Source organism: Microbacterium sp. H1-D42 (genome assembly GCF_022637555.1).
Classification (GTDB): domain Bacteria; phylum Actinomycetota; class Actinomycetes; order Actinomycetales; family Microbacteriaceae; genus Microbacterium.
Window position 1 is genome coordinate 185,704 of the sequence record NZ_CP093342.1, and the last position, 22,388, is coordinate 208,091.

The following is a 22,388-nucleotide window of genomic DNA, read 5'->3' on the forward strand; positions in this document are numbered from 1 at the left end:
ATCGGCGACGCGCCGGGCTGGAGCCGTTCGGTCTGTGATCTCCAACCGGCAACCCGCTCAGGCTCTTGCGGTCGTCTCCCGCGCCCGCCAGGCGGACGGCGTCATGCCGGTGTGACGCCGGAACGCACGGCTGAAGCCCTCGTCGGATCCGTAGCCGAGCTCGCGGGAGACCTCGCTCACCCCGCGTCCGTCGATCAGCAGAGCGCGGGCGGCGCGCATGCGCACATCGGCGACATATTGTGCCGGTGATGACCCGAAGGCAGCGCGAAACCGCTCGGCGAAGACCGAGCGGGAGAGTGCGCTGATGGATGCCATCTGCTCGACGGTCCACAGCCGGCCCGGTGCGTCGGCGACAGCATCCACCACCCGATCCAGGAACGGATCGTTCGTGCGCGACGGCCAGCCCTGCGGCGCGCAGCCGATGCGTGACCACGCACGGATGACGGACTGCAGCAGCGTGGTGGCCATCATGCGGCAGATGACCAGGTCGCCGTCCCGCTCGCACGTCGTCCCGTCGCCGCCCATGTGCTGGGCGAGCGCCGCCGCGGCGGGCTCGAGTTCGGCGAAGCCGCGGATCCAGGCGCTGTCGGGCAGCAGGTCGGCGAGGTGGACGGCGCTGTCGGAAAGTACGAGGTGCGACGCCAGCACCTCTGCGCCCGCCGGCACCTGCAGAGTCAGACTGCGGCGGCCCGAGACGAGCATCGCGTCGCCCGCCGCGAGGGAGTCGGGGATGCCGGACCCTGCCGGCGGCCGCACTCGCCCCGCCAATACGTAGACCAGCGAGAGCGCGCCGGTGTCGAGGGCGATGGCCGTCTCGACAGCAGGCGCGACGCGGCGCTGTGAGCGGATGCTGATGGCGATGCCGCCCAGCAGCCGCTCCAGCGCATCAGTGCGCGTGGACGGAGTCGGCGCCGGTGCGAGAAGGCTCATGTGAGGGCGAACCTTCTGCCGGGCGGGCGTATTCCGCCGGCGCTGTCCGTCAGCGGGTGTGGATATGGATGTGGTGCTCGGTCGCGTGACCGCGGTGCGGGTGGCCGTGGTGTGAGCCACGGTGGTGCGGGTGGTCGTGGTGGGCGTAGCCGGGGTGGGCGTCGGCGCCGCGACCGTGGCGGTCTGCGTGTCCGTCACGAGTTTCGTATCCGTGGCGGTGTCCGCCGTCGCGGTGGTCCTCGTGTGCGTGATGGCGCCCGTGTGCGTGGCGGCGTCCGTGCTCACAGTCGTGGCCGTGGCGCTGGCGACCTTCGGGTCGACGGGGGAGGCGCTTGCCCTCTTCCCAGCCGAACTCGCGGGCGATCTTCTCGAGCGATGCCGTCAAGGCGGCGTACTCGTCTGGCGTGACGGCTCCGGCCACACGGGCGCGAAGTTCGTCGACGGCCGCGCTCAGGCGGGTCTTCGCCAGCCGGCCGGCGTCGGTGAGGGTCCAGCCGCCTGGGGAGGAAGTGTCAGCCGTGCGCTCGATCCAGCCGAGGTCGATCAGGCGGCGCATCTTCGGGCCGCGCAGCGGCCGCGAGGGTACGCGGGCAAAGGCCGTGCCGTCGATGACGTTCAGCATCCGCCATTCGCGGCGGGTGACGCGCTCGTCGGCGAAGACGGTGGCGAACTCGGCCTTCATCAGGCGGTCGACGGCGGTGATCCAGTATCCGAAGGGATGTGTGTTGTCGGTGTTCATGGGAATCCTTTTGTTGTCATGTTGCATGTATATGCAGTGTGACATGGATTGTGTATGCATGTCAAATCGCATGTAAAGTCGGAGCCATGAGCAACGACCGTGACGCAGACGCCATCGCCCTCGCCCTGTCGCGCCTGCGCGGGCGCCGCGGCGGCCCGCACGGTCACGGGGGCCCCCACGATCACGACGGGCAGCACGGACACCAGCATCCACACGGCCCCCGCGGCGCGCGTCACGGTCGCATGGGGTGGGACGCGGCGCGCGGGGGAGCGCCGGCGGTGATCCGGATGCTGGATGCGCTCGCCGCAGCATCCGATCCACTCAGCGTCAGCGGACTGGCCGAGGCGATCGGCGTCGACCAGCCCCGCGCTTCGCGCCTGGTGCAGCAGGGCGTCGACCGCGGCTGGGTGCGCCGCGAGGCCGACCCCGCCGACGCTCGACGCACGCGCATCGCCCTCACTGACGAGGGATCGCAGATGATCCGCGGTGTGCGCGGGGAGCGGCGCGAACGTCTCGGCACAGCCCTCGAGGCGTTCACCGAGCCCGAGCGTGCGGAGCTGGCCAGGCTGCTCACCAAGCTCGCCGACAACTGGCATCCCTGAGCCTCGAGCTCATCTGGTCCCGACGGCACCGCGCCACAACCGCCGCGAAGCCAGAAACGCACCTCCCCGATGCCGGGAAGGTGCGTCTCTGACTGCGGGACGTCAGCCGGTCAGCTGCCGCAGGTGAACTTCGCGTCCGCCCAGTCGGCGTGATCGTTGCCGTTGCCGTCGGCGGTGGTGTCGACGATCAGCTCGACGAACTGGCCGCCGGTGACATCAGCGGTCAGTGCGAAGGTCTCGCTGGTCGCCTTCTGCAGCGGCGAGGTGACGACGGTCTCGCCGTCGACCTTCACCGAGAACACGACCGACCCGCGGGTCGGCTGCGCGTCGTCGATTCCGACGTCAGCGGTGAACGTGGTGCACTGTCCGCCGAGGAAGTACTTCACGTTGCTCGGTGCGTGGGCACCCAGACCCTTCTCGTAGACCTTGCCGGCCAGCGTCAGCGGCGTGCCGTCGCCGGCACCCTGATCGCCGTTCGACATGTCGCGCTCCACCGGACCCCAGCCGTTGCTGGCGGTCACCCAGTCGTGATCGCTGGCGAACACGGTGCTGGTCGGCGCCTTCGGCAGCGTCTTCACCTTCGTCACGCTGGTCACCTCGCGCTCGCCGATCGGCTCGACGGTCGTGGTGTAGGTGGCGGTGGATCCGATGTCGTACGAGCCGTCGACGTCGGCCGGAGCCGTGACGTTCCAGGTGGTGACGAGCGTGCCCTTCGGTGCGATCGACGCTGCGGTGGCCGGGGTGACGGCCTCGGCAGTCCAGCCCTCTGGCAGGTTCAGCGCGACCTCGACGTTCGCGATCGCCGCAGCCTCGTCAGAGGTGAACGTCGTCGTGAACTCGGTCGACTTGCCCTGCTGGATCACGTCAGCGCCGAGCTCGCCGCTCAGCTGCGCGCAGGCCGGGATGGCGTCGGATGCCCCGAGGTCTTCGACGGTGAAGTCGTCGACGATCAGGTCGGCCGTGCCGCCGCCGATGCGGTTCAGGCCCACGAACGTGTCGCCGCAGGCGCTGGCATCCACCACCTGCTCGAAACGCGTCGTCTCGTGCACGGCACCGAACTCGGTGCTCGACGTGACCCGCGGACCGGTCGAGGAGTCGTACCCGGTGACCCAGGCGTACTGTCCGGCCTCGGTCGACTGATAGTCGAACGACACGCGGTAGCGGTGGCCGGGCTCGAACGGAACCGAGTACTCCGAGGTGCGGTACACCAGACCGCGGTTCTCGTCATGCGCCATCAGCGAGTACTCGCCGCCCAGGATGTTGTCGATCTTGCGACCGTTCCAGCCCTTCTGCGTGAAGTCGTTGCGCTTGGCGATGTGCGTGCGCGGATCGGTCGATCCGCCGGCATTGCCCTTGTAGAACGGACCCCAACCGGCATCCGTGTCTTCGAAGTCCTCGCTGGCGATCACGCCGTCACCGAGCTCGGGAGCAGCGGCAGCGATGATGCGCACGTCGTCGACGCGCACCGCGGCGTCGCCGTCGCCGACCGAGACGGTGAAGACCGGCTTCGCGCCGCCCTTCGGCACCGTGAACGCGACCTTCAGTCGCTGCATGGTCGTTCCGTGCCACTCGTCGGATGCCATGTAGTTGACGGCATTCGACGAGTTGATCGCGACACTGGCATCCGACCCCTTCTTGCCGAGGTCGACGCCGAGCGTCGCCTGGCGAGTCTTGTCCTTGTCGACGCCCACCCACGCGCTGGCGGTGTAGTCGCCGGCCGGCAGTTTGTCGAGCTGCTGTGAGATGGATGCTGCGCCAGCACCGAACAGTGCCGAGCGGCGGCCAAGGCCGTCACGCTCGATCGCGACGTCACCGGTGGGGCTCCACGCGTCGAGGTTCGTCAGATTGAAGCCGGGGTCGGTCACCGGGGTGCCCTGGCCGAAGTCGACCTTCTTCGGCAGCGCGCTGCCGGAGTCGGCCTTCTTGCCCGCAACGAGCACGTACGGCTGACCGGCCGTGGCGTCGATGGTGACTGTGCCGTCGGTGACAGGCACGTCGGCGACCTTGGTGCGGCCGCCATCTCCCAGCGAGAACAGCTGCAGGGTGCGGTTCTTCGCGAAGTCGTCGGTGAGGGTCCAGGTGCTCTCTCCGCCGGCGGGGTTGTAGTGGTACAGCTTGTCGACCTTCTTGCCGGCCTTCGACGACCAGGGCAGCAGGTACGTGTCGCCGCGCAGAACCTCGTCGCCGTCGACCGTGATCGAGCGGTCGGATGCTGTCGTGCCGGTGATCCGCACGCCGTCTTCGAGGTCGATGGCCTCGTCGGTCCAGCGCGTGATCTCGTGGTGCTGCACGAACTTCGCCGGGACGTTGGCTGTCCAGACGTTCTCGAGGAACCCGTTGAAGTCGTTCTGGTTGGTCCAGCCCTCGAACTCGATGATGTGCGCGGTGCCCAGGCGAGCGTCGGGGTTCCAGGTGTCGGACTGCGTGTTGTTCACGAAGCGCAGGATCTGCGAGTTGACGCCCTTGTTGCCGGATCCGCCGTAGTTCTCGTCGGTGGCCCAGTGCGACCAGGTGTTGTTGGCGTTGAGCTTGTCGGCCCACTCGGATGCGACGCGGAAGTCGTGGTCGACCAGCGACTGCTGGATCTTCTTCGCCAGCCAGCCGAACTGGTAGTAGACGTCGACGTAGACCCAGTCCAGGTTGCCGTTCGTGGCATCGGCCAGCTCGCCGATGCGCTTGTCGAGCAGGCCGGAGTTCGTGTCGTAGCGCTGGTCGATGTAGTACGACTGGTCGAGCCAGTTCCAGCCGGGGGCGTTCGGGTTCATGATCTCGTCGCTGAACGAGTTCGCCTCGGGGTAGATCTCGGTGGCGTTGATGTGCACGCCGAACTGGGTGTTCCACTTGTCGGCGGCCTTGAGCGCCGTGTTGAGGTCTTCGAGGCCACCGGCGCGCTCGTTGAAGTTGTCGCCGTAGTCGGTGTTCGCCGAGTCGTGACCCTCGCTGGTGTACCCCTTCAGTAGAGCCGCCTGGCCGAGTCCGTCGGTGTTCTGCGCGATGCGCTTGACGTCGTCGAGCGTCCGCAGGAACGGGTGGGTCGCCTGCGAGGCGAAGTTGAACGGGATGTGCGTGATGACGTTGTTGGCCGTCTCGTCGCCGCGGAACGGGCCGACGCGCAGGTCGCGCAGCGCGATCGCGCCGTCCTGCCAGTCGACCGTGCCGTCGGCGTTCGCGTCGGGGGTGATGGCGACCTTGACCCAGGGGAGTTCCTCGGGCTCGGGGGCGTCCTTCGCGCGGTACAGCCATTGACCGCTTGAGATGCCGACCTCGACATCGTCGCCGTCCTTCACGGCCTGGCGCCAGAAGTTGCCGCTGTCCTTGTTCGCGGGCCCCGATGAGGCGTCGTACATCGCGTTGGTCGTGAAGGCTGCGGCGAGCTGCGACGTGTTAGCGATAACAGTGTTGGTGGACACCGGCTTGGCGTCGACGGGGGTCTCGGCGGTGACCGGGATGAACTTGTCTCCCGAGACGGCACGGTCGACCGACAGGTCGGCCGTCGCGACGTGCGCGCCGGCCTCGTCGGAGGAGACGGTGACGAGGTCGTGACCAGGGATGCGCAGGCTTGCGACCTGCTTCTCGGGGTCGTTGATCTCGGTGAACGCGAGCGTGACGACGTTCTTCTTCACGCTGAGCTTCGCGGTGAACTCGACGCCTTCGAGCTGGGTCGGCGTGATCGTGTACTCGGCAGTGGAGCCGTTGATCTTCTTCGAGCGCACTTCGACGGGCTGAACGGTGCCGTTGATCTCGAGCTCGGTGAGGGCGGTGTCGTTGCCGTGCATGACCGCGCCGCTGTCGCGGTCGGTGTACTGCACGACCTGGGGGAACGCGCTGGAGGCACGCACTTCGAGGTCGCCGCTGCGGAGCGTGATGTCAGCGGATGGGGACTCCGCGCTGAATGCCGGTGCTGCGGCGAGCGGTGACAGACCGGTGACGACCAGGGCTGCGCCCAGTCCTACTCCGGCCCATCTGCGAGGGGTTTTCATTCTGGCTCTCCTTCGAATCAGTCACCGGACTGGGGACCCGGCAGGTTCGAGGATGCCACGAAATGTTTGCGGAAACAAGGGTGGGATGTGCGGCGGACTGGTGATCGATCGTGTTTGGTCAGTTCACAAGAGCGTCAGAAGTGGGCAGGAGGAAGCCTCCGCGAGCGGTTGTCGCGGGGGCTCGATCGGATGCTGTCAGTGGGTCTTCTCGGCAGCGACCTGCTCGACGCGCACGTTGACGATCTGACCGGTGAGGTAGGACTTCAGGGCCTCGCGCGTGTCAGATGCGATGAATCCGGTGGCCTCGATCTTTGACAGGTCCAGCACGCTGTTGCGCGGGCGTGGCGCGATCGGGCCGGCTGCCCCCGCGTAGTAGTCGTCGGTCGAGACCGGCGTCACGCGCGCCGGGTCGTGCCCGGTCAGCTCGTACACCGCTGCGGCGATCGACGCCCAGGTCTGCGGCTCGCCGCCGCCGGTGAGGTTGTACGTCCCGAAGGGCGCATCGACGGAGAGCAGGTGTCGGATGCCGCGGGCGAGGTCGTCGGTGAAGGTGAGCCGTCCGGTCTGATCGTCGACGACCTTCGGGTCGATGCCGCGTTCGGCGAGGGACGCCATGGTGCGCACGAAGTTCGCGCCGTCGCCGATGACCCAGGAGGTGCGGACGATGTAGTGCCGCGGTGCGGTCGTGACGGCGAGGTCGCCAGCGGCCTTGGACTGCCCGTAGACGCCGAGTGGGGCGAAGGGGGCGTCCTCGTTGTAGGCGCCTGCAGCGGTGCCGTCGTAGACGTAGTCGCTGGAGATGTGCACGAGGGTGATGCCGTTCGCGGCGGCGATGCGGGCGAGCTGTGCGGGGCCGGTGGCGTTGATCGCCCATGCGGCCGCTCGGCCCTCTGTCGTCTCGGCGGTGTCGACGGCCGTGTAGGCGGCGGCGTTGATGATGGTGCCGTAGTCGCGCCAGTGCCGGGCAGCAGGTTTCGTGATGTCGAAGTCGGTGCGGGTGGCGTACTCGATGTGCGAGGCGTCTCCGAATTCCTTGCGCAGCGCCCGCCCGAGCTGGCCGTCGGCGCCCAGCACGAGGATTCTGCGTGGGGCGACGGGGGTGGCGTCGGCCAGTCGCGGGTGCGCTTGGTCTTTCTCGGACAGCACGGCGTCGGCGAGCGGGATCGGCCAGGCCACCGCGGCCGTCTCATCCGCGAGGTTCAGGAAGGAGTATTCGGCGTCGGGTGACCAGTGGTCGTTCACCAGGTAGACGTACGAGGTGTCGGGTTCGAGTGTCTGGTACGAGTTGCCGACGCCGCGGGGCACGAACACGGCGCGCGACGGGTCGAGTTCGATGGTGAAGACGGTTCCGAACGAGGGGCCTTCGCGCAGGTCGACCCAGGCGCCGAAGATGCGTCCTGTCGCGACCGAGACGTACTTGTCCCACGGCTCGGCGTGGAAACCCCGGGTGGTGCCCGGCGCGGGGTTGAAGGCGATGCTGTTCTGCACGGGACCGAAGTCGGGCAGCCCTGCGGCGACCATCTTCTGCCGCTGCCAGTTCTCCTTGAACCAGCCGCGGCTGTCGCCGTGCACGGGCATCTCGACGACGAGCAGCCCCGGGATCGGGGTCTCGGTGACGGTCAGCATCAGTGTCCCCGCTTCGCGTAGAACGCTTCGGTGGCGTCCTTCGCCGGCGCCCACCAGGCCTCGTTGTTGCGGTACCAGTCGATGGTCGCGGCGAGCCCGGCTTCGAAGTCGCCGTACTGCGGCGTCCATCCCAGTTCGTCGCGCAGCTTGGTCGAGTCGATCGCGTAGCGCAGGTCGTGGCCGGCGCGGTCGGAGACGTGATCATATGCGTCGGCGTCCTGCCCCATCAAGGTGAGGATCAGTTCGACGACGGTCTTGTTGTCCTTCTCGCCGTCGGCGCCGATCAGGTAGGTCTCGCCGAGCCGGCCGCGCTCGAGGATGGCGAGGACGGCGGAGGAGTGGTCGTCGGCGTGGATCCAGTCGCGCACGTTGAGCCCTGCGCCGTAGAGCTTGGGGCGGATGCTGCGGATCACGTTCGTGATCTGGCGGGGGATGAATTTCTCGACGTGCTGGTACGGGCCGTAGTTGTTCGAGCAGTTCGACAGCGTCGCGCGCACCCCGAATGAACGCACCCAGGCGCGCACCAGCAGGTCGGATGCGGCCTTCGTCGACGAGTACGGCGACGACGGGTTGTACGGGGTGGTGTCGGTGAACCGCTGCGGGTCATCCAGCTCGAGGTCACCGTAGACCTCGTCGGTGGAGATGTGGTGCAGGCGGATGTCGTGGCGGCGGGCGGCTTCGAGCAGCGTGTACGTGCCGATCACGTTCGTGTCCAGGAACGGCCGCGGGTCAGCCAGCGAGTTGTCGTTGTGCGACTCTGCGGCGTAGTGCACGACAGCATCCGCCTGCCCGAACAGGTCATCGACCAACTCGGCATCGGTGATGTTCCCGTGCACGAACGAGACGCGGTCAGCGGGCAGCCCTGCAAGCGAGGCCCGGTTGCCGGCGTAGGTCAGCGCGTCCAGCACGGTCACGTGGTGGTCGGTGTGCGCCACGACGTGGTGCACGAAATTCGATCCGATGAACCCGGCCCCGCCGGTGACGAGCAATCTCACAGGTGCGACCTCTCCAACAACTCCAGCAGATACGTCCCGTACCCCGACTTCACCAGCTTCTCGGCCCGCTGCCGCAGCTCGCCATCCGAGAGGAACCCCTGCCGCCAGGCGACCTCCTCCGGACAGCCGATCTTCATACCGGTGCGGCGCTCCATCGTGCGCACATAGTCGGCGGCATCCGTCATCTGATCGAACGTCCCGGTGTCCAGCCACGCCGTCCCGCGGGGGAGCACTTCCACCTGCAGCTTCCCGCGCTCCAGATACGCGCGGTTCACATCCGTGATCTCGTACTCGCCGCGGGCGCTTGGCCGCAGACCGCGGGCGATCTCCACGACATCGTTGTCGTAGAAATACAGGCCGGGCACCGCGTAGTTGCTCTTGGGAGCCGCGGGCTTCTCCTCCAGCGACACCGCGACACCGGCGCCATCGAACTCGACCACACCGTAGGCCGACGGCTCGGCCACCCAGTACGCGAACACCGCGCCGCCATCCACCTCAGCGAACCGCGACAGCCGCGTGCCGAGGCCGGGGCCGTAGAGCAGGTTGTCGCCGAGCACGAGGGCGACCGAATCGTCGCCGATGAAGTCCGCGCCGATCGTGAACGCCTGCGCCAGCCCGTCGGGCGACGTCTGCTGTGCGAACGACAACGAGATACCGAACTGCGAGCCGTCCCCCAGCAGACGCTCGAAATGCGCGGCATCGTGCGGCGTGGTGATCACCAGAATGTCTCGGATGCCCGCGAGCATCAGCGTCGACAACGGGTAGTACACCATCGGCTTGTCATACACCGGCACCAACTGCTTCGAAACACCCAGCGTCACCGGATGCAACCGCGTACCGGAACCGCCCGCGAGAACTATGCCCTTCACGCAGATATCCTCCCATAACCGGTTTTCGGAACGGCCTCAGCGATGGGACAGCGCCTTCTCCATGGAGTCCTGCAGGCGGGGAGCCAGCGACACAGCGAATGTGTCGGTCAGGTGGTGATGGTCGTAGTAAGCCAGCGCATTGCCGATGACGGGCTTGCAGACGTCATCGGTGCAGAACACATCGGTGAAATTTGCCACGTCGATCTCCGGGGCCAGACTCACGGCTTCATCGAACAGGTCCGTTCCTGGGAATGACTTGGCACGCGGGGTGGCGCAGCTATCGGGGTCGTCATAATGCTCTGCGATGCAGTCGGGCATGTTCTCGTCCATTCGCGGGGTGTCCCGGAGAACGAGCACATCGATATCGGCCGCCTCGAGCGTGCTCCAGTAGTCCGCGAACCCGGACGCCGCCAGACCGCCATCCGCAAAAGTGCTGTTGAACGACCAGGTCGTGACCAAGAGGTCGGGGGACTCTGCCAGAATCTCCTCGAGCACCTTGGCATTCGGCTCAGTGCAGGGGAAGTCGCTCGTAGCTTCCTTCTTCGTGGGCGATGGGTTGAACGGGCAGTCATTGCGCAAATAGGTCTGTCCGGACCAGCCCTGTTGTTCACCGATGTTGTCGAGTGCCGTCGAATACATCCGGGCATGCGAGTCGCCGACCAGCACGACGGACAGGTCGGACGCGGGCACACCGATGGCACAGGTCGGGGTGACTGCATCGTCAGTCTTGGCCACGCAGTCCGTATCGCTGACGGAGCGGTTGCGGTCCTGCTCTGCGCCGAGGGGGTTCGGAGTGATGGCCGCCGTGTCCGTGGTGAATGTCGGGATGCTCTTCCCGGTGACAGCCGCCGCACCGAGGTCGGGGAGCGAACGCGCCTCGCTTGCCAGGGCATCCCAGTCGCCGTTTCCTGCGGCGCGGGCGGTCATGACCGGGTACGCGAAGGTCAGGGCCGCGGCCGCGGCCATCGCGATCAGCGCTGCGATCAGGGAACGGAAGGTAGACGTCTTGAAGTACGTCGAGCTCCGAGTCGGCTGCTCGATGAAGCGGTAGCTGAAGTGCGCCAGTACGAACGACACGACGAGCATGCCCACGATGTCGAGGTAGTCGACCTTTCGGTCAGCGATCATTGTCCACAGAATGATGACGGGGAAATGCCACAGGTAGAGCGAGTAGGAACGGTCGCCGATCCACTGCGTGATGCTGAGGCGTGAGCCGAACGTCCACGGGTCGTATTTGGCCAGCGATTGTCCGCTCTCCTCTGATCCGGGCGTTCCCGCCAGGATTATGAAGGCGGTGCCGAGGATCACCGGGACTGCAGCAAGCCCGGGGAACGGCGTCTCGTTTGTCAGGACGAAAGCGGATACCGCGATCGCCGCGAGGCCGACGTACGCGAGGGCATAGCGGGACATACGGCTCGGGCGTCGGAATCGGACGGCCGCGAGCAAGCCGCCGGCGCCGAGTTCCCAGACACGCGTGGTCGTGACGAAGTAAGCGCTGGGCTGGCCATCGGCGACCGTGAAGATCGAATAGGCGAGAGAGACCAGGACGACCGCGCCAAAGAGGATGAAGAGGGTGCGTCGAAGGACCGTCTCGCGACTCGCCGTTTCGGAGGCGCCGCGCATCTGGCGCGCGACGAGCCACAGCGCTACGATGACGAGCACCGGCCAGAAGATGTAGAACTGCTCTTCCACGGAAAGCGACCAGAAATGCTGGAACGCCGTCGCCGCGTTCTCCGCGGCGGAGTAGTCGACCGCGTCAGCGGCCAGGACCCAGTTCTGCACGTAGAAGATCGATGCGAGCGCCTGCTTGCGCAGATCGTCGAACATGGTGACCGGCGCCAGCCACGCTGTCATGCAGACGGTAACAGCGATCGCTACGAGGCTGGCAGGAAGGATGCGGCGCGCGCGGGCGGCCCAGAACGCTCCGAGCTTGACTCGCCCGCTTCGTGTCGCCTCACGGATGAGATGGCTCGTGATCAGGAACCCGGAGATCACGAAGAAGACGTCAACGCCGATGTACCCGCCGGACAGCCGGTTCGGACGAACGTGGTAGATGACGACGAGAAGCACCGCGATCGCGCGAAGTGCCTGGATGTCGGCGCGGAGGGCGCGCGGACCGCGCGTGGACCGATCCCGCGCCGAAGGTCGTTCGCGCGGGGTTTGCGGGGTAGCGGCTTCCGCGACTGGGGGGAGGCTGATCGTCACCGGGCCTCAGCCGCCGATCTGCCTATGCTCAAGCACGTCGAAGAATGCGCGGCAGATGTAGTAGTCCTCCGCCGTCGTGATCTTGATGTTCGAGCGGGGTCCGTCGACGCGGTGCAGGGTGTGGCCGTACCGGCGCAGCAGACTGCAGGTGTCGATGGAGTCGTTCTCGCCGTCGGCGACGGCACGGTCGTACACATCGAGAGCCGTGCTCAGCAGGGCGCTCTGCGGCGCTTGCGCGACATACAGGTTGTCCCGAGGGTAGACGTCATCGACGAGACCGTCGCTCGAGGCGACCGCGGTCTCGTTGAACTTCGTGGTCGTGATCGCCGGGCCGGACTCGCGCACCGTGCGGATGTTGTCCGAGATGAGATCGGCGTTGATCAGCGGGCGGACTCCGTCGTGCAGCAGCACCACGGAGTCGGGCGGGCTGTCATTGGCGATGGCCCGAAGGGCGCGGTGCCGCGACTCCTGCCCGGTGGCTCCGCCGTCGACGATCCAATTCACCTTGGTGAGTTCGTACCGCGCGACGAGGCGGGCGAAGCGTTCGCGCCATTCCGGCAGGATCGAGACAGCGATGCGATCGATCTCGGGGTGGTCCTGGAAGTGCTGGATCGTGTGGACGATCAGCGGAGTCCCGTGGATCTCCAGGAACTGCTTGGGCAGGCCGGCGGAGCTCATGCGTGAGCCGACACCGCCGGCGAAGATCGCAGCGATGTTCATCGGGCGGCCTCCTCTTCTTCCTCGTGCTCTTCCGCGTCGGGCTCGTTGTGCCCCTCAGCGATGTGTATCTCGTCGGACGTCTCCTCGACCAGCGCGGACGGCGGCGCGTCCTGCAGGACGAGCCAGTCGATGACGCGATCGGCGGCGCCGGTGTCGATGCGGTCGAAGTTCTCGGCGCGGAATTGCGCGACCTTCTCCTGCTCGAAGTCGCCGGTGGTGATCGCCTGCACGACCTCGTCGAACGTCGTGCACACCTTGCCCGGTGCCGTCTCGTCGTAGTCGCGGTGGAAGCCGCGGGTGGCCGCATAGTTCACTCGATCGGGCGCGTAGAACATCATCGGACGGTCGAGCAGCGAGAACTCGTAGATGATCGACGAGTAGTCGGTGATCAGCAGATCGACCATGTGCAGCAGGCCGAGCCCATCGGCATAACGGGTGAAATCAAAGAACCGGTCCTGGTACTGCTCAGGGATCTCGATGTCCTGCTTCACGAAGTGGTGCATCCGGAACAGGACGACGGTCTCGCGACCGACGGCCTCGTAGAGCGCGTCGAAGTCGATCCAACTGTAGTCGTAGAACGCGGTGTAGATGGAGCGTCCGCGGAAGGTCGGCGCGAAGAGGATCACGCGCTTGCCCGCGATCTGCGGGTGTTCGGCCGCGAACTCCTCTGTGAAACGCGCCGTACGGTCGTCGTCCAGGAACCAGTCGACCCGGGGGAGCCCGGTGGGGATGACGGCGGACTCCTCAATGCCGAAGGCCTCGGCGTACACCGGCACGAGGTGCTTCGAACCCGTGATCGCGTATGTGTACTGGCGGTGCGGGTGCCACAGCTTGGGCGATCCGATGTTCCCGAAGCGGCTGTACCCGACCGACTTGAAACCGCTCCCCGCGTGCCAGAGCTGGATGACGCGGGTGCGAGCGGTGTCGATCTTGACGCTCTTGAGCAGGCCGAAGTAGTCGTCGAGGAGGATCACCTCGCTGGTCGCCATCAGGAAGAGGATGCGGATCGTCGTTCCCCACCCGCCGGTCTTGGGCAGGCGGAACGAGTACTTGAAGTCGAGCTCCTTGTCGAGGCCGCGCTCGACGAGACGCTCCTGCACGCGCAGCAGGTTGCCCGCGATCGTGAGGCGCTGATCGGAAGCGAACAGGACCCGCCCTTTCTTCACGCCGACCAGGCGGTTGACCCGCGTGTAGATCCAGCCCGCGTACTTCATCATGCTGGGCTCGCTGAGATACTTCCGCTTGAACCATTTGATCGGACCGACCCGCTTGGGCTTCGCGCCGCCCCGGGTCAGCTGGTAAGTCCGCATCAGGAAGTCCAGCGAGTCGATGTTCTCGCTGATGCCGAACGAGACGGTGACCACCGAGCGGTTCTTGTTGTAGAGGAACACGCGGGATGCCTCGTCGAGGCGCTCCAGCTCTCGTCCGTCGTAGCTCACGATCGCCAGCGGTGCGTCGTCCATCCTGACGCGGATGCGCCAAGTGCCGTTCGGGATCTGACGGCGCCCGCCGAACCGGGTGATGTTGATGTCGATCCGGAACTCGCCGTCGCGGAGGGCAGTGGCATCCACGGGGAAGTCTCGGCCGAGATCGACGATCTCGAATGCGATGGCGGTGGGATCGAGCGAGCTCGCCGGTGCCGCGGTGAGCGGTGCGAGCCGCACATGGATGGAGAGCAGGACGCGCTCCCACGTGATCTTCGTGACGGCACCCTCATAGGGGTAGTCCACGTTCGCCCAGTCGATGGCGCCGGTGGACACATCCTCGGGGCGGTCCGGCTGTGGAGTGGTCATGCTGTCGTTCGCTCCTCGTGCCATGCGATCGTTCGATCGATGCCGGCGTTCAGCCCCGCCTGCGGTCGCCATCCCAGTCCGCGCAGTCGGGTGTCGTCGAGTCCCTGGCCGCGGGTGGGGTTGTAAGCCGAGAGGTCGACGCCGGCGGAGAAGCGGACGTTCAGATCCTTCTCGGGGCGCGCCCGGGTGAACGCTTCGGCGAGATCCCGGATGGAGATGAACCCGTCCCGGTCCGCGATGTTGTAGGCCGGGGCGTCGCCGAGCAGCATGGCGTAGAACATGCCCGCGACGGCATCCGCCACGTACGTGTAGGTGCGGCGGGCGCTGCCGTCGCTGTTGAGCGTGATGTCGCGACCGTTGATGACGTCCGCGGTGAAGTCCGCCTGCACCCGGCCGTCGTCGAGCAGCATCCCTGGCCCGTAGATATGCCCGAACCGGGCGATGGTGACGGGGATGCCGTACTGCGCGCGATAGCTGGTGGCGATCGTCTCGGCCGCTCGCTTGCCCTCGGTGTACGAAGCGCGAGGATTGAGGATGTCGACGGATCCGTACTCGTCCTCGGCGACGAGGGAGCCGTCGTCGGCGCGCTGCCCGTACACCTCTGCCGACGACATCAGGACGAAATGGCCGTGACCGGCTTCGACGCAGAGGTCGAGCAGGCGGAAGGTCCCTTCCACGTTTGCACGGATTGTGTCGACGGGACTCGCCGAGTGCAGCGAGGGGCGGGCAGGCGAAGCGCCGTGCACGACGATGTCGACTGAGGAGTTGAGGTCGAGGGGAGCGGTGACATCCTGCGCCAGCAGCGTGAAGTCTTCGCGGTCGAGGATGTCGTCGAGCAGCGTCCGGGCCTTGGCCTCATTGCGCACGAGCCCGATTACGCGCATCCCGGCGTCCCGTCGGAGGTTCAGCGCGAGCAGGGTGCGCACCACGTAGGAGGGGATCATTCCGCTGGCGCCGGTGACGAGCACGGTCTTGCCGCGGAGGGAATCCCAGGGCAGATCGTTGGCGAGGATCTCGTCGACATCACGGTCGATCACGCGAATGTTCGCATCGAATTCACCGGCGGGTCTGGAATCGGACATCCGACAATGCTAATCGAGAGGTCTTACCGCAATCCCCAGCTACGGAGCAGTTTGCCGCACCGGCGCCGGATTCTGCGCATGACACCGGGCTTCGGCGTCGACTGGTCGGCGTTCGGCGCGTCTCCCTCGGGCTTTCGGCTCCCCGCGTTCGACTCCGCGGCCGCGGCCGCGGCCCGTTCGCGTTCCTGGTCCTCGGCGACGATCTCATCTGTCGTGCGGATCTTCGGGAACTGGCCGACATTGAGCTCTATCTCCGGTGGCGTGACGAACAGCGTCCAGAACTTTGGACGCCGTCCGATTCGGTCGCCGATCCGCACTCGCATCACTTTTGAAGTGGCATCAAACGTGAGCGTTGCCTGCCCGCCATCGATGTCGAGCACCGCGGGGTGCTCGACAAAGTCGACCTCGTCAATGGCGGCCGATGCGTCCAGCCCGACGACTGTCGCGATGCTTCCCTGCCCGTCGTGAACTCCCGACAAGTGGACGCGCACGCGGCCGTCCTCGTTCTGCGTCGCGCTGAGCGGAGTCAGCCTGCGAACCGTCTCCGCCTGTCCGTCGGGGATCAGCGTCGCGTGGCCGCCGTCGTTCGGGTACACGAGATGGAGTCGGCCCTTGACGAAGCTTGCGCTAGGGGGGAGGTCGGACCGTAGGTTCCTATGGGTCAGGGCGCTCCCGAGGCGAACACGCGTTTGCAGATCCCAGTACGTGGACTCGAGCGTGGACCCGTGAGCGGCCGTTGAAGGGTCGATAGTGGTCGTCAACGCCCCTGTGATCCGGACGGAGCCATCTGCGGCTTCCTCGGTGTGCACAGACCAGGTGGAGGGCGTACTCCAGACGACCTTGTCCTCCCGGTTCCGGATGGCGAACGCCCCCGTCGCGCGAGAAACCTCAGCAGTCATGTCCCGATCGTCATCGCTGAACGCCTCGGAGAGCTCAGGTGATAGCACTTTCAAGATGCGCTCCCCCTTCCGCCGGAGTGTGGGGCGGCGTCCTTGCGCACTCGACCACTCCACTGTCGTCGTGACTTCAAGCACGCCAGCGTGCCAGGTCATCGACCTCGCCGTTCCCCAGCCCGCGATCGCGACATCCTCCGAGCACAGACGCTCAAGAAGGTCTTGCCGGTCTGCACCAACCAACTGCGCGCGCAGACGAACCGATACGCTCAGCGAGTCATCGAAGCGGGACAGTTCGAAGTCCTCGCGCAGTGCTCGCGACTCGGCGAAGATCATACGGCGAGCCTCGACGGAACGCTTCGCGTAGCCGACGTTGTAGGCGCCCAGCACCCTAGCTCCGTATTGCAGGCGAGCGATCTGTTCGTGCAACAGCTTCCGATCGGGCCCGGACAGCTCAACGTCGACAGCTTCGCAAAGTCGCCGTAGCATCTGCCAGTAGTAGATTTGTGTGACGTCGAAGAGCGTCGTTCCGCTGCCCGCAGTGGTGACCCAGTGGTAGAACGGTACACTCGCCAACCGTGACATGACCTTCGCATAGCGGGCGACACGAAGGTTGAAGAACTGGTCCTCCCAGAGCACTAGGCGCCCCTCGGGGAAGCGGATTGAGTACTCCTCGAGCAGTCGGCGACGGTACAGCTTGTGGGGGTTAAGTGGCGTGAGGGGATGGTCACCATCGCGGTCGAGCGCCTGTCGCTCATCTTTCTCAAACGAATCGAACACCCAGCCCGCATCATCGGTGCGGACCTCTTTACCCGACAGCACGTCCGCGTCGCTGCCCTTGGCCAGCTCGTACCCGGCGCGCAGCGCATCTGGATAGAGCGTGTCGTCATGATCCATGAACAGGACGTACTCGCCCTGTGCTTTATCGATTCCAACGTTTCGGGGTCGGGACGGCCATCCGCTGTTCTCGATGCGGTCCAACTGTACGTTTGCGTGGGATGACTGCAGCATCTTCAGCCGTTCGAAGGTGTCATCCGGTGAGCCGTCATCGATGAAGATGACCTCGAACTCGTCGGAGGGCATGGTCTGGCCGTCCAAAGAATCCACCAGACGCTGCAGACCCTCGGGGGCAGTCTTGTATGTCGGAACGACCACGGAAACCTTGATCATCAGCGAACACTCCTGTCTGCCTGCTGTTCGACCCGCACGGCGACGATCTGACCGGTCAACCCGCTGTCGAGCACCTTCAGGCTGACCTCGGCCACTTGGTGTGGATCCAGCAACGACTCCGCAGGTTCCTCGCCGAACGCGCTCGTGCGCATCGGCGTGCGCGTGCGCTGAGGATTGATGCAGTTGACACGCACGCCGTCCTCCGCCCATTCCTCGGCCAGCGCCTGGGTGAGATTGACGACGGCGGCCTTGCTGGCGGAGTAGATGCCGTAATTGGCGCGTCCACGCGTGTGCGAACTCGAGGTGAACAGGAGAACTTGCCCCGCAGTCTCCTTGAGGTACTTGTGCGCGGCGCGGGACACGATCACCGGAGCGAGGAAGTTCGTCTCGATGCTCGACTCGATGTGCTTGACCTTCGTCTTGGTCAGCGGGCCCATCCGCAGCACACCGGCAGACATGACCACCGCATCGATGCGTCCGGAAGCATCGTGCGCCTGCTTGAGAGCCGTCTTCACTGCACTCCGGGAGCGCACGTCGGTGTCAGTTGTCGACCGGCTGAACTGGTGCACCTCGGCTCCCGCCGTGCGGGCGAGCTCGACGATGCTTTCGCCGATGCCGTAGCTGCCTCCGAAGACGACGATGACTTTTCCGGCGAGATCGGGCATCTCGGCGTCTGCGGTCAGGCTTGCGGATTGCAGTTGGAAGAGCTTGTCGGCGATGTGCACGTCGATCGGCTCGGTGACCTTCATGTTCTCGGGTGTGCCGTCCACTACGTAGATCGGAGTGCCCGGAAGGTAGGTGAACACGACACCGCAGTCGTCCGTCGCGTGGAACGTCTTGTCTTTGTCTGCGAGTTCGTAGGCAGCGCGGATCGTGCCGAGACGGAAGGCCTGCGGAGTCTGGCCGCGGCGCAGAATTGCACGATTCGGGATGCCGGTGATGTGCGACGCAGAGTCGACCTGGATGATGGTGTCGGCGGACGGGATCGCGGTGTCGACGGCCTCATAGTGATCGAGCGCCTCGACGCACTCCTCGAGTATCCGTTCGTTGACGAACGGACGCACCGCATCATGGAACAGGACCTTGGTGTTCGCGTCATCTCCGAGGGCGGCCAACGCCGCCTTCGTCGAATCATTGCGTGTCTCGCCCCCGGGGATGATGCGGGTCAGCTTCGGGAAGCGCTCATCATGCTTGAGGGACTCGAGTTGATCGATTGCACCGGCGTTCATGACGATGATGATCTCGTCGATCACTTCACTCGCGTTCATCACGTCGAGTGTGTGCTCGACGATGGCCTTGCCGGCGATCTTGATCAGCTGTTTCGGGATGCCCAGCCCGACGCGCACTCCGATGCCGCCCGCTAGGATCACCGCGACCGTCCGGGGTGCAGTGGTTGAATCAGGCATTGATATCCCTTCGCGGTGCGGAGACATTCGCATGCAGGATCACCTGCGCCAGGTGATCCGACGCGGAACCGTGATCCGTATCCACTTCAGCGACGAACTTCTCCCGCATGACACGCGTCATCTCAGCATCCGCCAACCCACTCCGCACCGTCTCCGCGAGCTCGTCAACGCTCGAAGCCATCGGCAGGCCGAGGTCGTCTGGGTACTTTGCGTAGAAGTCGCGCCGCTGGGCGTACGAGTTCAGGTCGGGTGCGATCAGGTACGAGGGAACCTCGGCGACGGCGGCCTCGAACACCGCTGACGAGTAGTCGGTGATGAAGATGTCGGACACCAGCAGCAGGTCCTGCGTCGAGATGCCGGGTGCTGTGCGCAGACCGCCCTCGGTGGGCACCGGCACCAGGGGGTGCAGCTTGGTGATCATGGCGTATCCGGCATCCGACATCGCCTGAGTCAGCTCGAGAGGGTCGATGCCCGACATGAGCCCCTCGGTGCGGAAGGTCGGGGCGAACAGCGCCACCTTCTGGCCGACCAGGTCGGGGTACAGGTACTCGAAGCGCTTGCGGACCTTTGCCTTGTGCGCCGGATCGCGCAGCTTGTCGACGCGTGGCAGCGGCGCGACGACGACCTTCGAGACGTCGACGCCGAAGGCCTCGGCGAACGGCTCGCGGCAGCGTTCGGCGCTGGCGATCACGATGTCGTAGCCGGCGTGCATGCGCATGGCCTTCGCCAGCATCGGATCGCGTCCACCGCGCTGTCCGACGATGCTGAGCCCGAACTTCTTCAGCGCGCCGAGGGCATGCCACAGCTGCACGACGGTCAGCCTGTCGGACGGCGGCGTCGCTGACGCGATGATCGAATATCCGTCGACCACGAGCACCCGTGACGTCGACACGTGGTACATCTCGACCAGCAGGTGCAGTGCGTAGCCGAACTTGCGAAGGATGCCGGGGGGCACCATCTTCGCGATCATCACGACCTCGACGGTGGGGTCGGCCCTGAGGATCGCATCGCGCAGCAGCAGGAAGTCCGACGGCGGCCTGCTGCTCTGCCTGGTCAGCAGCATCACCTTGTGCCGCCTCGGCAGCACCCGCATCACCACGCTCACCAACGTCAGCGCGAATCGGGCAGCGTACGCGGCGAGCACATCCAGGCGCAGGCGCTGCGCCAGCACCATCACGAGGCGGCCTCCATACGCGAAGCGGCCCGCACACCCACCAGATGCTCTGCGATCCGCTCGCTGGAGTGCCCGTCGAGGGCATCCGCGAACTCGTCGAGGAACGCATTCAGGCGCGCGTCATCGACCACCGCACCGCGGATCGCGTCTTGCAGGGCGTCGGCTTCGCGCACGACCGGACCGATCGCATAGTGATCGAACGGGCGGTAGAACGACCGGGCCGACTCGTACTCCTCAAGGTCCGGCACGAAGAACACCACCGGCCTGCGCAGCAGCGCGAACTCGAAGATAGACGACGAGTAGTCCGTCACCAGCACATCGGTCGCCATCAGCAGGTCGTTCATCTCGGTGACGGCGGCAGCATCCAAGATTCCTGCAGGCAGCGGCCCGGCAGCGACGAACGGATGCTGCCGAACTCCGACCCGCCAGCCGGCGCCGAGCGCGTCGGCGATACTCGCCCAATCCGCCTCGGGAGCCGCGGTCGCGCTGCGCTGACCGTTGCCGCGGAACGTCGGCGCGTACACGACGAACCGCTCGTCATCGCCCACGCCCAGTTCGCGCCGTACGCGCGCACGGGTCGCAGCGACAGCATCCGCGTCGAAGAACACGTCCGACCGGGGCATACCCCAAGGCCGCACTCGCTCGACGGGGATGGCGAACGCCTCGGCGTAGTCGTCGACGATGCCCGACGAACTCACGATGGCATCCGTGTAGTTGCGGTGGATCTCGCTGCCGGGGGTCGGCCCGCCAGGCAGCCCAGCGCGACTGTGTCCGACCTGCTTGAAAGCGCCGGCGGCGTGCCAGATCTGCACCAGGCGGGCGCCCTTGCGGATCGGGACGTGGTAGATCAGCGGGTAGAAGTCATCAAGGACGACGACCGCGCTCGTCGCGATCAGCTTCGGCAGGTTCCAGACATCCCTCAGTGACCGACGCGAAGCGAGGCTCGGCTTGAAGACGCCGATGATCTCGACCTCGGGATCTGTGCGCACCATCGCGTCGCGCAGAAAGGCCATGTTGCCGACGAAGTCGCGGTGCGAGTCCGACAGGAACAGCACGCGATCGGTCTTCACTGGTTTCAGGGTCGCCCAAACCCCGTAGGGGAGGATGTAGGGGAGGAATCGGATGCTGCGAAGCACCCGACTCTTCCGGAGCCATTGGCGCACGAAGAGTTAACCCGGAGTTTGATCGGCGGACAGAACCCGTTCAGTATACGAGGACGCTCCGACCGGGAACCCTCAGGGTTCTGAGCCTCCGCGGCCCCTCAGCGCACTGCGCGCAGCGCCCCCTCTGACGGATCGCGCAGCCCGTCGAGGCCTGCATCAGCGAACGCCAGCACGGCGTCGAGCACCGGATCGGCGTTCAGCACCCGGTTGTGCCCGAACCCCTGCGTCAGCAGCAGTCGCGACTGAACCGGGTGCGCCGCATGCAGCGCCTCGGAGTTGCGCGCCTCGAGCCCGCGATCGCCCCGGTCGTGCACGATGAGCAGCTCGGTCTGCGAGGGGAGCGGCTGCACGAGTGAGTCGTACCGGGCATCCGACTCATCGCGGCTGAGGTGCATCCGACGATAGAACGACGCCTCGAAGTGCGCACGTGCCGCGTGAGGCAGGCCGACCATCTGCAGGAACTGATCATGGAACGCCTGCACCTCGCCGCCACCTGCGATCGAGACGACCCGCCGGGCATCCACGCCATCCCGGAGCGCGGCCAGCGTCGCGAACGCGCCGAACGAGTGCCCGACGATCAGCTCGAACGGCCCCTCGGCATCCGACAGCATTCGCATCGCGGCCACCCAGTCGCGCACGTCGGTGCGCCGCCCGGGGGATTCGCCGTGCGCCGGGGCATCGAATGCCACGACGCGAAATCCCTCGCCGACAAGGTCGCGCACGAGTGTTGCGAACTGCGAAGCACGGCCGTTCCAGCCGTGCACGAGCAGTGCCGCCCGCGTGCCCGTGCCCCACTCGTAGGTGGCGACTTCGCGTCCGCGCACCTGTATCGTGTCGCGGCGGGCCGCGCGGTGCGTGACCCAGTCATCCTCCCGCACGCGCATGCGATCGGTTGCGAAGAAGGTTCCCAGCGCAAGTCGTCCGCCCAGCGCGGGCGCGATGTGCGACGAGAGTCGGATGCTGGCAGCGGTGGCGTTCATGAGAATCGACACGGGTTACTCCTATCAATACGAACGATCGTACATAGACTATATGAACGAT

At 66.1% G+C, this 22,388-nt stretch carries 16 protein-coding genes; 1 reads left to right on the top strand and 15 read right to left on the bottom strand.

Annotated features, from left to right (window positions below):
• Positions 1-57 precede the first annotated feature (57 nt).
• Together MNR00_RS00925 and MNR00_RS00930 are read right to left on the bottom strand one after the other, a co-directional pair.
• Complete coding sequence (locus MNR00_RS00925) at positions 58-930, bottom strand: AraC family transcriptional regulator (protein WP_241927295.1); 873 nt, start codon at positions 928-930, stop codon at positions 58-60.
• A 49-nt stretch (positions 931-979) separates the two neighbouring features.
• Positions 980-1,669 (bottom strand): hypothetical protein, encoded by a 690-nt coding sequence (locus tag MNR00_RS00930; RefSeq protein ID WP_241927296.1) that lies wholly within the window; start codon positions 1,667-1,669, stop codon positions 980-982.
• Between the two features lie 86 nt (positions 1,670-1,755).
• On the opposite strand from MNR00_RS00930, the gene MNR00_RS00935 reads away from it, so the two are divergent.
• Positions 1,756-2,271 (top strand): MarR family winged helix-turn-helix transcriptional regulator, encoded by a 516-nt coding sequence (locus MNR00_RS00935; RefSeq protein WP_241927297.1) that lies wholly within the window; start codon positions 1,756-1,758, stop codon positions 2,269-2,271.
• Positions 2,272-2,381: 110 nt separating this feature from the next.
• On the opposite strand, the gene MNR00_RS00940 is transcribed toward MNR00_RS00935, so the two are convergent.
• The 13 genes from MNR00_RS00940 to MNR00_RS01000 all read right to left on the bottom strand — a co-directional run bounded on the left by MNR00_RS00940 (position 2,382) and on the right by MNR00_RS01000 (position 22,339).
• Positions 2,382-6,251 (bottom strand): endo-alpha-N-acetylgalactosaminidase family protein, encoded by a 3,870-nt coding sequence (locus MNR00_RS00940; protein WP_241927298.1) that lies wholly within the window; start codon positions 6,249-6,251, stop codon positions 2,382-2,384.
• Positions 6,252-6,446: 195 nt separating this feature from the next.
• Positions 6,447-7,877 carry a bifunctional dTDP-4-dehydrorhamnose 3,5-epimerase family protein/NAD(P)-dependent oxidoreductase gene (locus MNR00_RS00945; protein WP_241927299.1) on the bottom strand — a complete coding sequence of 477 codons (1,431 nt, stop codon included), beginning with the start codon at positions 7,875-7,877 and terminating at the stop codon, positions 6,447-6,449.
• Complete coding sequence (gene rfbB, locus MNR00_RS00950) at positions 7,877-8,872, bottom strand: dTDP-glucose 4,6-dehydratase (protein WP_241927300.1); 996 nt, start codon at positions 8,870-8,872, stop codon at positions 7,877-7,879. The genes MNR00_RS00945 and rfbB overlap by 1 nt, the downstream gene beginning before the upstream one ends.
• A complete protein-coding gene (rfbA, locus tag MNR00_RS00955) occupies positions 8,869-9,741 on the bottom strand; it encodes a glucose-1-phosphate thymidylyltransferase RfbA (protein ID WP_241927301.1) in 873 nt (290 codons plus the stop codon). Before rfbA ends, rfbB begins: the two co-directional genes overlap by 4 nt.
• Before the next feature lie 36 nt (positions 9,742-9,777).
• On the bottom strand, positions 9,778-11,946 hold the full coding sequence (locus tag MNR00_RS00960; protein WP_241927302.1) for an acyltransferase family protein: 2,169 nt from the start codon (positions 11,944-11,946) through the stop codon (positions 9,778-9,780).
• Positions 11,947-11,952: 6 nt separating this feature from the next.
• On the bottom strand, positions 11,953-12,666 hold the full coding sequence (locus MNR00_RS00965; RefSeq protein ID WP_241927303.1) for an IspD/TarI family cytidylyltransferase: 714 nt from the start codon (positions 12,664-12,666) through the stop codon (positions 11,953-11,955).
• Complete coding sequence (locus MNR00_RS00970; protein WP_241927304.1) at positions 12,663-14,459, bottom strand: CDP-glycerol glycerophosphotransferase family protein; 1,797 nt, start codon at positions 14,457-14,459, stop codon at positions 12,663-12,665. The genes MNR00_RS00965 and MNR00_RS00970 overlap by 4 nt, the downstream gene beginning before the upstream one ends.
• Positions 14,456-15,541, bottom strand: a complete 1,086-nt coding sequence (locus MNR00_RS00975; RefSeq protein ID WP_241927305.1) for an NAD-dependent epimerase/dehydratase family protein — start codon at positions 15,539-15,541, stop codon at positions 14,456-14,458. Before MNR00_RS00975 ends, MNR00_RS00970 begins: the two co-directional genes overlap by 4 nt.
• A gap of 23 nt (positions 15,542-15,564) precedes the next feature.
• Positions 15,565-17,604 carry a glycosyltransferase family A protein gene (locus MNR00_RS00980; protein WP_241927306.1) on the bottom strand — a complete coding sequence of 680 codons (2,040 nt, stop codon included), beginning with the start codon at positions 17,602-17,604 and terminating at the stop codon, positions 15,565-15,567.
• Entirely contained in the window at positions 17,604-19,037 is a 1,434-nt protein-coding gene (locus MNR00_RS00985; RefSeq protein WP_241927307.1) for a bifunctional cytidylyltransferase/SDR family oxidoreductase, read from the bottom strand. The genes MNR00_RS00980 and MNR00_RS00985 overlap by 1 nt, the downstream gene beginning before the upstream one ends.
• Complete coding sequence (locus tag MNR00_RS00990) at positions 19,003-20,184, bottom strand: CDP-glycerol glycerophosphotransferase family protein (RefSeq protein ID WP_241928891.1); 1,182 nt, start codon at positions 20,182-20,184, stop codon at positions 19,003-19,005. The genes MNR00_RS00985 and MNR00_RS00990 overlap by 35 nt, the downstream gene beginning before the upstream one ends.
• Positions 20,184-21,254, bottom strand: a complete 1,071-nt coding sequence (locus MNR00_RS00995) for a CDP-glycerol glycerophosphotransferase family protein (protein ID WP_241927308.1) — start codon at positions 21,252-21,254, stop codon at positions 20,184-20,186. Before MNR00_RS00995 ends, MNR00_RS00990 begins: the two co-directional genes overlap by 1 nt.
• Before the next feature lie 191 nt (positions 21,255-21,445).
• Positions 21,446-22,339 carry an alpha/beta fold hydrolase gene (locus MNR00_RS01000; protein WP_241927309.1) on the bottom strand — a complete coding sequence of 298 codons (894 nt, stop codon included), beginning with the start codon at positions 22,337-22,339 and terminating at the stop codon, positions 21,446-21,448.
• Between the last annotated feature and the right edge of the window lie 49 nt (positions 22,340-22,388).